Below are 12,220 nucleotides of genomic sequence, written 5' to 3' on the forward strand. Positions count from 1 at the left end.
GGTACGGGGGTACGGGGGCTTTACCAAACATGGATGTTTGGTAAGAGCCCCCATGGAAGGGTTCACGGCGCCCCCCGTACCCCCGTACCCGCCGGCCCTGCACGCAGCATCGCGCAAACGACGGCTTTGGCTCTGGCACTGGCTTTGGCTCTGGCTCTGGCTCTGGCTCTACGCCTTTCGCTTTCAGCCAATGCCAACACCACGCCGTGCCGCGGCGAGCATAAAGCAGCAACCCGCAACATGCGCATGCGCGCGCGTCGGAATGCTTGCGTTGCGTCCGGTTCGCGCGCGCTGTCGCAGAACGTGCGCGTGCGCGATGGGTTTAAGAATGGTTGCGTGGGGAGACATCGCGCACAGACCTAACGTGATCGTGTCGCCGGCACTGCACATTGCAGCGTGGGTGATCGCCTCGAACGAGGCGTTTTTCAATCATGGGAGAGAACCACATGTACCGCACCCTGAAGCAGGCCGCGTTGGGCCTGGCGATCTTTACCGCCGCACTGTCTGCCCACGCCGTTGAAGCGCACATCACCGTCTGGGCGAACGTCGACCCGACCCTGTCGCTGCTCCGGGCCGATGGCAGCGCGCTTCCCGCTGACGTTGAAATGCCGTATCGCGCCGGGCAGGGGCTGAGCAGCTGGAGCGAACGCGTGCGCGTGTTCTCCAACGACACCAGCCTGGATGTCGACGTGCGCCTGGCCGAACCGGCCGTGCTGATGCCCAAGGTCACCGCCGCCGGCGCGGTCGATATCCCGCTGTCGGTCACCCTCAACGGCCGCGAGCTTGGCCTTGCACCGATTGCGTTCACCGCCGACCAGCTGTTCCAGGGCGCCATCCCGGGCGCCTCCATCGAAATGCCGCTGACCGTGGCCCAGGCCACGCCCGGCCCCATCGCCGCCGCCGGCCTGTACGACGGCCCGGTCAGCCTGGTGCTGGTGCAGAAGGCCAGCAGCCTCTGAGCCATTGCGCGGGCGCCGGCCCTGCGGGGCCGGCATGCCTGCGTCCCTGCCATGCGCATTCCTGCTCCCGCCCTTGTCCGGCTGGCGGTGGCGCTCGTCCTGGTGCTGGCCTGCGTGGCCGTCCAGGCGGGCCCGGTGCCGGCCGGTTTCGAAGATCTTGTCAGTGGCCAGCGCGAGCGCGTGGAAGTGCGCGCGTTCGGCCGCTCTGCCGGTCTCTGGCCTGCCTGGGTGACGCTGGAACACGTCCAGCTGGAACAGCCCGCGCAGGTGTTGGCCGCGCTGGGCGTGGCCGCGTCCGCGCAGCAGGCACTGCTGCCGGTGTTGTCCCTGCCGCTGCCGCGCAACAGCCACATGGCCTGCATCCATGGCCAACCCCGGCCGGGCTGCGGCTGGCGCCCCCCGTCCGAGGATCCCACCCACATGCATGCCATCTTTGACGAAGGCGACGGCGCGCTGCTGCTGTTTCCCGCATTGCGCTGGCTGCCGAGTGCGTTGCCTGGTGCCGCCGGGCTGCATGCGCCCAGCGAACATGCCGAGAACGCCTTGCTGCACCAGCAGACGCTCGCGCTCAGCGGCAGTGGCAGCCAGTACGCGCTCAACGCGCATGGCAGCGCCACGCTGGGCGTCCTGCGCAGCGGGCATGTCGGCGGCAACTGGAACTACGCGCGCCACGCCTGGCCCGGCCAGCGCGCCCGTACCCACTTCCAGTTCGACGACCTGCACTACCGGCATGACCTGGCCCGGCGCCACTACCTGCAGGTCGGGCGCATGGACCGGCGCAACCTTGCCAGCACCCAGGGTGGACAGTTCGGCTTCGGCATGTTGCCGCTCGAGCGCTTCGACGGCGTCCGTGCCGGCACCACCCAGGCCTACGTCGATGCCGGCGCCGATACCGGGGCCGCGCCCTTGACCGTACTGCTGTCGCGGCAGGCGCGCGTGGATGCCTACGACGGCGAACGGCTGCTGCAGACCTTCTACCTGCCCGCCGGCGTCACCGACCTCGATACCCGCCGGTTTCCACCGGGCAGCTATGACGTGACCCTGCGCATCCACGAAGACGGGCGCCTGCTGCGCACCGAGACACTGCCGTTCGCACGCACCCAGGACTGGGGCGAACCGGGCCTGCAATGGTTCGTGCAGGGCGGGCGAAGCCGCACGCGCGACATCCGCCTGGACACGGGCGACAGCGTGCTGCAGGCCGGCCTGCGCCTGCCGCTGGCCCGCCAGCTCGGCATGAGCCTGGGCGTGGCGCGCGTTGCCCACGCCAGCCATGCCGAACTGCGTACCGGTGTCCGCCAGCGCCTGGGCGGGCATGACCTGCACGCCGAAGTCGGCGCCCTCATCGGCAGCGACGGCAGGCGTGGCAGCCAGCAACAGCTCAGCGTGCGCAACAGCGTTTCCTGGAACCTGTACCGGCAGCGCCTGCGCGGCAGCCGCTGTCGCCTGGACTGCGCCGATTCGCTCAGCGCATCGCTGACCGTGCCGCTGGCCGGCGGCAGCCTGTACCTCGGGCACACCCGCAGGCGCACGCTGGTGCCCGGGCGCTGGTCCAACGGCAACGCACGCAGCCTGCAGGCCGCCTACGACCTCACCCGGCAGTGGCGCAGCGTGAGCATCGGCACCCGTCTCGGCGCATGGCGGCAGACTGGCAGCGTCGCCGACCAGGGCCTGCAGCTCTCGGTCACGCTCTCGCGGCTGCAGCACGCGGCGGGCGGCAGCCAGCTGCGCCGCATCGGTGCCGAAGCACGGCGCACGCAGTCCGGTGACACCGGGCAGCGCCTGCTGCTGGCGCAGTCCTGGCGCCAGGAACAGGACGCGACCGCGCGCGAGGTGGCCACCGAGGTCAGCGTGCAGGACGCCGATGACGTCGATGCGCTGCTGGCCCTGCGCACCTACACGCCGCTGGGCCAGACCAGTGCCGTGCTGTCGCACCATCGGCAGGCGCATGCCAGCGAAACCGGGTACAGCCTCAGCCATGGATCGGCGCTGGCGTTGTCGCCGCGCGGCCTGTTCTGGGGCGGTGCGCCCGGCGCCGATGCGGGCGTGGCCGTCAGCGTCGAGCACGCCGCTGCCAGCGCGTTCGATGGCGCGGCCGCCGAAGTGCAGGCCGGGGCCAGCCGCCGCCAGGTGCTGCGCGCCGGTCAACGCCGGCTGCTGCCGCTGAGCGGTTATCAGCGCCACCGCGTGGAGGTGCAGGACGCGCCCGGGCACGCACATGACGCCAGCGTGCGGGTGACCCATCCGGGTCCCGCCCAGCAACCCTTCCTGTTGCCGGGCAGGGTGATCGCGTTGCCGGTCGGCGTGGAAGCTGCCTTCACCTACATCGGCAGCGCCGTGGATGGGGCCGGTACCGCGCTGGCCGGTGCGCGCATCCTCAACGCCGCGGTTCCCCGGCTGGGCGCCGACGGCGGGTTCATCGCTGAATTTGCGCAGCGCGAAGCGGTCCTGTACCTGTTGCAGGCCGGACGCCTGCTGCACTGTCCGTTGCAGGTGCGCGAGCAGCGCAGCGTGGTGCTGCTGGTCGGTCAGGTGGCCTGCACGCCCTTGGCGCGCGACGCATTGCCCGAACGCATCGCCCACCAGCCGCGCGTGCGGCAGCTGCTGGAGGATGCAGCGCCGATCGCGCAGGAGGGGCGATGAGCGGACCCTGATGCGCGCCTGCACCGTCGTGCTGGTACTGGCACTGTGGGTCGCTCCTGCGGTGGCGCAGCGCCCACCGGTCACCACGCCGGCCGCAGGCACCACCGTGACCACGCTGAGCCACGCCTTCGACCGCGCCGCACCGCAGCCGCTGCAGCTGTGGGCGCCGCGCACCGTGCTGGGGTTCGATGAGGTGGTGCACGGCCATGGCCGCCTGCATGTCACCTGCACCGACGTTCCGGCACGTGGGCGCCGCCCACGCAGCGACACCGGCGAGGGGCCGACAGGCCGCCAGCCGATCCTGCTGGAGTTCCACGAACCGCGCAGCGGCCAGCGCCGCGAGGTCGCCGTCAGCGGATGGATGGAGCGGGTCGAGTGGGAGCGCAGCTGCAGCGACGACTACTGGGACAAATCCGAGTACCCGCTGTGGACATCGGCAACCCGCGAGTGTCACGTCGCTCCGGCCGGCACGGCTGCGACGCTGCAGGTGACGTCCACGGACATCGGCACGCTGGTGGCCGGGCGCTGGCAGGCCGAGCTGCACCTGGATGTGCGCGGTGGCGTGGGCGGCGCGGTGTTGGGCCGGCACGTGTTCGTGCTTGCGGTCACGGTGACCGATCCGGATCGCGCCGCCATCCACCTGCCGGAACACGGCGGTTCGGCCGGACAGGTTGACCTGCAGCTGCAGCTGCGGGCCGTACCGCCACCGGCCAGCATCGGTGGCGAGGCGGTGCTGGAGGTGTGCCTGTACGACGGCCTGGGTGCCCACAGCAGCCAGCTGGTGCTGGTGGCACGCGATCGCGGCCCGGACGTGCCCGGGCGGCCGCGCGACGCGTTTTCGGTGTGGCACCACGCGGGCGGGCGCGCGCCGCACGAGCGCATCGATTACCGCCTGCAGCTGTTGCATGCGGGCACCACGATCGACCTGCACCGCGAGGCGCACACGGTGCTGGCCGGCATCGACAGCGCCGAGCTGAGGCCGGTACTGCTGCCCGGCATGGACCAGGCCGTGCACTGCGTGCCGACCCCGCTCACCTTCATCACGCCCCGGGTGCCGGCCGCCGAAAAGCGCGACGGACGCTACCAGGGCGATCTCACGCTTGAGATGCGCCTGCCCACCCGCCGCCCCTGACGCCGACCGAGACTTCCATGCGCCTGCATCGCCTTTCCCTGCTGCTGTTGCTGTTTCCCGCCCTGCCGGTGTCGGCCAACCTGGACGTGCACCCCATGCGCGTCCACCTCGACGCCGGCCGCACCACCAGCATCCGCGTGCAGGCGCAGTCGCCGCTCACCCAGTACGTCAGGGCCACGGTCAAGCGCGTGGTCGCGCCTGCCACCGAAGACGAAAGCGAAGTGGATGAGCCACCCGGCGATGCCGCGGCGATCGCCGTGACGCCGGGCATGTTCGCGCTCGCCGGCGGCGGCAGCCGGCTGGTGCGGGTGATCGCCCTGGCCCCGGTGAGCGAGGAAACCGCGTTCCGGGTGTATTTCGAAGGCGTGCGCGGGGACGACCCGGATGCGCGGCCCGATGCCCTGGAGACGCCCGGTGCCACCCTGGGCGTCAGCCTGGTGTGGGGCGTGCTGGTCAACGTATTGCCCGCCGATGGACGGGTCGCGATGCAGGTTGCGGGGGACCGCCTGCACAACCACGGCACGCTCCGGCTGGGCATCCGTCGGGTGGAGCACTGCGTTGCGGCCGCCTGCACCACCCACGACATCGAACGCAGCGTCTACCCCGGCGCCACGCTGGCGTTGCCATTCGAGCCGGTGGCCGGCGCGCGGCTGCGCGTGGATTACCGGCTCAGCCGTGACGGCTACCGCGAACACCAGCAGACCCTGCTGCCCTGAAAGGAGACCACCATGCATCGTCCCTGTCGTTCACTCGCTGCCGGGTCCATCGCGCTTCTGTTGATGGCCCCGGCACTTGCTGCCGCCACTCCGCCGGCAACGCCGCCCGAGGCTGCAGCGCCGTCGGTCGCGCAGGAAAGCCCCCCGCCGCCCGCGTCGCCCTTGGCGTTCATTGGCGGGTTGGGCGTGGGCATTGGGCTGGCCGGCGTGTTCGACCGCGAGCGCAGGCGCGAATACGTGCTGCAGTGTCCGGCGCCGTCGCCGGTGGAGATCCCGGACCCGGCGACGCCGCCCGGGTGGGCGGACGCGCTCTGGCAGCTCGACACCCATGGCGGACAGATCGCACGCAACCGCAGCGACATCGATCTGCTGCACGACAACGTGCGCGGCGTCAGCGCCGACCTCGGCGATGTGGTGCGCTTCGACAAGGATGCCACCGTGCACCTGCGCGGTGCGCGCCTGGTCGCACTGGGCGCGGGTGAGATCAGTGCCGACAGCCGCCAGGCCATCAACGGCGCGCAGTTGTTCGCCGCCACCCAGCGCGTGGCGGCGCTGGAGTACACCCAGTTGTACGCCAAGGTCGGGGCGGACGCGTTGAGCCTGCCGGCGCAGGCGGGCCACCTGGGCACCGCGATGGGCAGCGATGCCCATGCGCAGGGCGCGGGCTCGACCGCCATCGGCAGCTTCGCCACCGCGCTGGGCAGGAACTCGGTGGCACTGGGGCGCGCGGCGATCATCCTGGACGGCGCACACGATGGTTTCGCGCTGGGCTCGCGTTCGCGCGTACTGGCCGAGAACGGCATGGCGATCGGGGCCTCGACCCAGGTCTGGGAGGGCGCGCACGACAGCGTGGCGCTGGGCTTCGGGTCGATCGTGCAGCGCCCGTTCGAGGTGTCGGTGGGCGGGCAGGGCCTGCGCCGGCGGATCACCAACGTGATGCCCGGCATCGCCGACGATGACGTGGTGTCGATGCGGCAGCTGTCGGCCGTAGCGGCGCTGATGGGCACTGGCGTGGATGCCGAAGGCGGCGTGCGCAGCGTGGGGTTCACGGTGCGGGGCCGGTGGCACGGCACCGTGGCCGAGGCCGTGGGCGCACTCGATGAGGCCGTGAGCGCCGCGCACGACGCGCTGGACAGCATGGGCGGGCAGGTGGCTGCAAGCGCAGCAGCGGCGGCCGAGCCGGAGGCAGGGGATACCACCACCTCACCTGCGCCTGCCGTTGCCCGCGCCCCCAAGGTCGACGCACCGTTGCCCCCGGTGGATACCCGCGCGGTGGATGACGCCGTGCAACGTGCCAACGCCTACACCGACCAGGCGATGGCGTCGGTGGATCGCCGCTTCGAGCGGCTGGATCGCCGGATGAACCGGATGGCGGCGATGGGCAGTGCGCAGGCGGCCATGGCCATGAACACCGCAGGACTGCCCACCTGGAACCGGCTCGGGGCGGGCATTGGCCATGCCGATGGCGAATCGGCGCTGGCGGTGGGCTACCAGCGCGTGCTGGACCGGCGCGCCGCCACCACCTTCAGCCTCAACGGCGCCTTCAGCCAGGGCGGTGAGAGCACGGTCGCGGTAGGGGTAGGCATAGGCTGGTAGGTACCGACCGTTGGTCGGTACTCACCCATCCGCCAACAACAATCGCAGCTGCGCAGCCGATGCACGCCGCATCGGCTTTTCATCGATGCTCGACAGCGGCGGCTGGCGCAATCCATCGTAGGGCAGCACCGCCACGTCGAAGGTGAGCCCTTCGGCGCTGAACACCCACACCGGCACATCCAGCGTGCGTTCGCGGTCCAGGCGCAGGCGGCGCATGCGTGAGTCGGCGGGAATGCGGTGGTCTTCCAGGAAACGCTGCACCGCATCGGCGTCGTCGCTGTGCAGCTGCAGCTGCACGGGGCTGTTGGCATCGGCGGTGCCGTCCAACACCGGGCCGCACAGGCGCGGGGCGAATCCGTGCAGGAATTCCAGCGCGCGCAGCGCTGCCTCGCGCCGCTGGCGCAACTGCACGTCATGGCCGGCACCGGCGAACAGGCGCTGGTACTCACGCAGCGCCTCTTCGATCTCGGTATTGCGCGGCAGCGAGGCATCGTCGTGGATGCCCAGCCGCCCGGCGGCTTTCAGCTTGGCCTGGTGGTAATCGCGGATGCCACTTTCGGCCATCAGCCGGGCCGCCTCGTGGGCGAGCCGGTGGCGGCGTTCGCGGGTTTGGCTCTCCGAGTGCTGTCGTGCCCGATGCATGAGCGGCTCCCCCTGCTGCGACCTGCCACCGAATGTACACCGATCATGTGACATCGATGTGGTGCCGGCAACCGGCCGGCACCCTTGTCCCATCAGAAAATATCAAACGCCGCGTCGTCGGCCTGCGGGGTCTGGGTGTTGAAGTCGTACTCGGCCAACTTCTCCATGTCCTCGACCTTGACCCACTCGGTCGCGCCGTTGAGCGTGGCCTGGACCATGCCGGTCGGCGGCTCGTTCTGCGCGATCGGGGTGTCCTTCAGCGCCACCCGCATGTAGTCGATCCAGATCGGCAGCGCGGCACGGCCGCCGTATTCGCGGTAGCCCAGCGAACGGAAGTCGTCGCGGCCCACCCACACGGTGGTGGCGTAGGGGCCGCCGAAGCCGGAGAACCAGGCATCGCGGTGGTCGTTGGTGGAACCGGTCTTGCCGCCCACGTCCTCGCGGCCGAGCACCTTGGCCGCGGTGCCGGTACCGCGCTGGACCACGTCGCGCATCATCGAGACCAGCTGGTAGGCAGTGCGCGCATCGATCGCACGCGGCGCGGTGCGCGCATTCGGGTCCACCGGCACGGCCGGTTCGGCCGCCTGCTGCGGCTTGGCCGGGCCGGCCGGCGCAGGTGCGGCGGCGGCACCGAAGTTGAAACCGTCCACCACCTGGCTCACCGGGGCGCCGCCACTGGTGCCCACGCATTCGCGGCAGGCCCGGGCCGGGTTCTCCTTGAACACCAGGTTGCCGTCGCGGTCGCTGACCTGGTCGATCAGCCAGGTATCCACGCGCGAGCCGCCATTGGCGAACACGGCATAGCCGCGCGCCACCGACAGCGGGGTCAGCGACGCGGTACCCAGCGACATCGACAGGTTCGGCGGCAGCTCGGCTTCGGCAAAGCCGAACTCGCTGATGTACTTGCGCGCGTATTCCACGCCCATGCCGTCGAGCAGGCGCACCGATACCAGGTTGCGCGACTGCACCAGCGCTTCGCGCAGGCGCATCGGGCCACGGAAGCCGCCACCGTCGTTCTGCGGCTGCCAGGTCTTGCCGCGGCGGTCGCGGAACACCACCGGCGCATCCAGCACGATCGAGGCCGGGTTGAAGCCCTTGTCGAAGGCGGCCGCATAGATGAACGGCTTGAAGCTCGAGCCCGGCTGGCGGCGCGCCTGGGTGGCGCGGTTGAACTTGTTGCCGGAGAAGCTGAAGCCGCCCACCAGCGCCTTCAGCGCACCGCTTTCAGCGTCCACCGACACCAGCGCGGACTGCCCGCGCGGGATCTGGTCCAGCAGCCATTCGCCTTCCTTGGCGCCGGTGCGCACGCGCACGATGTCGCCGCGCTGCACCAGCTTGCCCGGGGTCTTGTTGGTCCACTTGGCGGCCGAGGCCGGCAGCACCAGCTCGGTGCGGTTGGCCAGCACCACCGTGGCGCTGCCGTCTGCGCCGGTGCCGGCCACGATGGCCGGCAGCAGCCCGGACTGGGCGCTGATGCCGCGCAGGTGCGCGGCCAGGGCGGCTGCATCGTCGCCTGCGCCCAGCGCGACCTGCTGCTCCACCCCGTGCCAGCCGTGGCGGTGGTCGTATTCCAGCAGGCCATCGCGCACCGCCAGGTTGGCGGCAGTCTGCATCTCGGCATTGATGGTGGTGGTGACGTGGTAGCCCTTGTTGAGCACGTCGCCGCCGAAGCGGGCGATCATCTCTTGGCGGACCAGTTCGGCCACGTAGGGGGCCTCGACCTGCACCGGCGGCTCATGCGCGCTGGCGTGCATCGGCACGGCCTTGGCCGCGTCGGCCTCGGCCTGGCTGATGAAGCCCAGGTTGGCCATGCGCTGCAGCACGTAGTAATCGCGGCGCTCGCGGGCGCGCTCGGGGTTGCTGATCGGGTTGCCGCTGGAGGGGAACTTGGGGATGCCGGCCAGCGAGGCCATCTCGTCCAGGCTCAGCTCGCCCAGCTTCTTGCCGTAGTAGAACTCGGCCGCAGCGGCCACGCCGTAGGCGCGGTTGCCGAAGAAGCTCTTGTTGAGGTACAGCTCGAAGATCTCGTCCTTGCTCAGTTCCTGCTCGATCTTGCGCGCCAGCAGGATCTCGGCCAGCTTGCGGGTGTAGCTGTACTCGGAGCTGAGGAAGAACTGGCGGGCCACCTGCTGGGTGATGGTCGACCCACCCGGAACCCGCTTGTCGTTGGTGGTGGCCAGCAGCCACACCGCGCGGCCGATGCCCTTGTAGTCCACGCCCCCGTGCTCGTAGAAGCGGGCGTCCTCGGTGGCCAGGAAGGCCTGCTTCAGGCGCTCCGGGACCTCCTTCATGGTGATCGGGGTGCGCCGGGACTCGCCGAACACGGCCATGAGCTTGCCGTCGGCCGCATAGACGTACATGGGCTCCTGCATCTCGATGTCGCGCAGGGTCTGGACGTCCGGAAGACGGGAGGAAATGGCGTAGTACAGGCCCCCGGCGACCGCGGCGCCGATCAGTGCCAGGACCAGGAAGGCGACCAGCAACCAGCGCAGCCAGCGGCGAAGGCGAGTCATCAGTGTCAGATTCCGATTGCGAATTTCGTGGCCGCAGAGTATAGATTACGCAAGGGAACGGCTGGGGTTGTTCCCGGGGAGAGCATTTCGGTCACCGTCAGGGGACGGGTGAAACGTGTCGTAAGTACACGTTTTGCACGTTGATGGTTGCGAATTGCAAAAAAAACGTTATTAATGCGCGGGCGCAAGTTTTGCGTCCAAGTGCCCGTCGGCAGGGGAGAAACCGTGGGGCTTATCCCAAAAAGCCAGTCGCCGCTTATTGGCGTCGACATCAGCTCGACTGCAGTAAAGCTCTTGCAGCTTTCCCGCAGTGGCAATCGTTTCCGCGTGGAACATTACGCTGTGGAACCACTGCCGCCGAATGCGGTGGTGGAAAAGAACATCGTGGAAGTGGAGGCCGTGGGTGAGGCCATCCGCCGTGCGGTGAACCGTTCAGGTACCAAGGCCCGGCATGCCGCCGCGGCCGTGGCCGGCTCTGCGGTCATCACCAAGCTCATCCCGATGCCCGCTGACCTGGACGAGAACGACATGGAAGCCCAGGTCGAGCTCGAAGCGGTCAACTACATCCCGTACCCGATCGAGGAAGTGAACCTCGATTTCGAGGTGCTGGGCGCGATTCCCAACAACCCGGAAATGGTCCAGGTGCTGTTGGCGGCGTCGCGGTCGGAGAACGTGGAGCTGCGCCAATCGGCGCTGGAGCTTGGTGGCCTGACCGCCCGGGTGATGGACGTGGAGGCCTTCGCGGTCGAAAACGCCTTCGCGCTGGTGGCCAGTGAACTGCCGATCGCCAGCGATGGCGTGGTCGCGCTGGTCGACATCGGCGCCACCATGACCACCCTGAACGTGCTTCGCGGCGGGCGCAGCCTGTACAGCCGCGAACAGGTGTTCGGTGGCAAGCAGCTGACCGACGAGGTCATGCGCCGCTACGGGCTGACCTACGAAGAGGCCGGCCTGGCCAAGCGCCAGGGTGGGTTGCCGGAAAGCTACGAGATGGAAGTGCTCGAGCCGTTCAAGGAAGCCACGGTCCAGCAGATCAGCCGCCTGCTGCAGTTCTTCTATGCAGGCAGCGAGTTCAACCGGGTTGACCACATCGTGCTGGCCGGCGGTTGCGCGGCGCTGGCCGGTCTGCCGGAGATGGTGGAGGAACAGCTGGGCGTGGCCACCGTGGTGGCCAATCCGCTGGCGCAGATGACGCTGGGTCCGAAGGTGCAGGCGCATGCCCTGGCCCAGGACGCCCCGGCGCTGATGATTGCCACCGGTCTGGCGCTGAGGAGCTTCGACTGATGGCAAGAATCAATCTATTGCCCTGGCGCGCCGAGCGGCGCAAGCAACGCCAGCGCGAGTTCATGACCATGCTGGGCTTTGCCGCCATCGCGGGCGTGGTGCTGTCGGCGCTGATCTGGTTCTACTACGACCGCCAGATCAGTGGCCAAGGGGACCGCAACGCGTTCCTCACGGCCGAGATCGCGCGGGTCAAGGAGCAGAACAAGGAAATCGACCGCCTCGATCGCCAGAAGGACCGCCTGCTGGCGCGCAAGAAGGTGATCGAACAGCTGCAGGCCAAGCGCTCGCAGATGGTGCACCTGTTCGACGCGCTGGTCCGGACCATCCCCGATGGGCTGGTGCTGACCGCGCTGAAGCAGGAAGGCGACATCCTGACGCTGGAAGGCCGCACCCAGTCCAACGCCCGGGTCAGCGCCTACATGCGCAACCTGGAAAGTTCGGGTTGGATGACCAAGCCGGAACTGTCGGTGATCGAAGCGCGCAAGCCGGAAGAAGAGAAGGACAAGCCGGTCGGCCCCGTCTCCGACATCTCCGCGCTGCCGTACGTGTTCGTGGTCAAGGTGACGCTGCCGGCACAGAGCGAAGCCGTTGACGGTATCGCGCCGGATGGCACCGTGGTGGCACCGGGTACCGACCCGAATGCCGCGCCGGGCGCCCCCGCCGTGGCCCCGCTGGCACCGGCCCCGGCCGGAAGCGCCGCACCGGCCACCACGCCGGCCCCGGCACCGGCCGCTGAGC

General features: G+C 69.6%; 9 protein-coding genes. 7 read left to right on the forward strand and 2 right to left on the reverse strand.

Features of this window, described 5'->3' with window-relative positions; all coding sequences use genetic code 11:
• Positions 1 to 446: 446 nt before the first annotated feature.
• The 5 genes from QMX79_RS16905 to QMX79_RS16925 are packed head-to-tail and all read left to right on the forward strand — an operon-like array spanning position 447 to position 7,043.
• Complete coding sequence (locus QMX79_RS16905; protein ID WP_282247770.1) at positions 447 to 959, forward strand: CS1 type fimbrial major subunit; 513 nt, start codon at positions 447 to 449, stop codon at positions 957 to 959.
• 51 nt (positions 960 to 1,010) lie between these two features.
• Positions 1,011 to 3,599: a CS1-pili formation C-terminal domain-containing protein gene (locus QMX79_RS16910; RefSeq protein ID WP_282247771.1), complete on the forward strand. Its 2,589-nt coding sequence runs from the start codon at positions 1,011 to 1,013 to the stop codon at positions 3,597 to 3,599.
• 10 nt (positions 3,600 to 3,609) lie between these two features.
• A complete protein-coding gene (locus tag QMX79_RS16915; RefSeq protein WP_282247772.1) occupies positions 3,610 to 4,731 on the forward strand; it encodes a CfaE/CblD family pilus tip adhesin in 1,122 nt (373 codons plus the stop codon).
• A gap of 17 nt (positions 4,732 to 4,748) precedes the next feature.
• The gene (locus QMX79_RS16920) at positions 4,749 to 5,447 is read left to right on the forward strand and encodes a pilus assembly protein (RefSeq protein ID WP_282247773.1); all 699 of its coding nucleotides are present in this window, start codon (positions 4,749 to 4,751) and stop codon (positions 5,445 to 5,447) included.
• 12 nt (positions 5,448 to 5,459) lie between these two features.
• Positions 5,460 to 7,043 (forward strand): YadA-like family protein, encoded by a 1,584-nt coding sequence (locus tag QMX79_RS16925; RefSeq protein ID WP_282247775.1) that lies wholly within the window; start codon positions 5,460 to 5,462, stop codon positions 7,041 to 7,043.
• Between the two features lie 21 nt (positions 7,044 to 7,064).
• On the opposite strand, the gene QMX79_RS16930 is transcribed toward QMX79_RS16925, so the two are convergent.
• Positions 7,065 to 7,685, reverse strand: a complete 621-nt coding sequence (locus QMX79_RS16930; protein WP_282247776.1) for a hypothetical protein — start codon at positions 7,683 to 7,685, stop codon at positions 7,065 to 7,067.
• Between the two features lie 92 nt (positions 7,686 to 7,777).
• Positions 7,778 to 10,198 (reverse strand): penicillin-binding protein 1A, encoded by a 2,421-nt coding sequence (locus QMX79_RS16935; protein WP_336618873.1) that lies wholly within the window; start codon positions 10,196 to 10,198, stop codon positions 7,778 to 7,780.
• Positions 10,199 to 10,423: 225 nt separating this feature from the next.
• On the opposite strand from QMX79_RS16935, the gene QMX79_RS16940 reads away from it, so the two are divergent.
• A complete protein-coding gene (locus tag QMX79_RS16940; protein WP_038686523.1) occupies positions 10,424 to 11,482 on the forward strand; it encodes a pilus assembly protein PilM in 1,059 nt (352 codons plus the stop codon).
• The coding region (locus QMX79_RS16945) for a PilN domain-containing protein (RefSeq protein WP_282247777.1) at positions 11,482 to 12,220 on the forward strand (739 nt) is incomplete at its 3' end. The genes QMX79_RS16940 and QMX79_RS16945, both read left to right, overlap by 1 nt.

Source organism: Stenotrophomonas sp. PS02300 (genome assembly GCF_029959395.1).
Lineage (GTDB): Bacteria > Pseudomonadota > Gammaproteobacteria > Xanthomonadales > Xanthomonadaceae > Stenotrophomonas > Stenotrophomonas maltophilia_AD.

Coding starts and splice junctions, on each gene's coding strand:
- QMX79_RS16910 (WP_282247771.1), top strand. CDS start 1,011: ATGCGCATTCCTGCTCCCGCCCTTGTCCGGCTGGCGGTGGCGCTCGTC.
- QMX79_RS16925 (WP_282247775.1), top strand. CDS start 5,460: ATGCATCGTCCCTGTCGTTCACTCGCTGCCGGGTCCATCGCGCTTCTG.
- QMX79_RS16930 (WP_282247776.1), bottom strand. CDS start 7,685: ATGCATCGGGCACGACAGCACTCGGAGAGCCAAACCCGCGAACGCCGC.
- QMX79_RS16920 (WP_282247773.1), top strand. CDS start 4,749: ATGCGCCTGCATCGCCTTTCCCTGCTGCTGTTGCTGTTTCCCGCCCTG.
- QMX79_RS16905 (WP_282247770.1), top strand. CDS start 447: ATGTACCGCACCCTGAAGCAGGCCGCGTTGGGCCTGGCGATCTTTACC.
- QMX79_RS16915 (WP_282247772.1), top strand. CDS start 3,610: ATGCGCGCCTGCACCGTCGTGCTGGTACTGGCACTGTGGGTCGCTCCT.
- QMX79_RS16935 (WP_336618873.1), bottom strand. CDS start 10,198: ATGACTCGCCTTCGCCGCTGGCTGCGCTGGTTGCTGGTCGCCTTCCTG.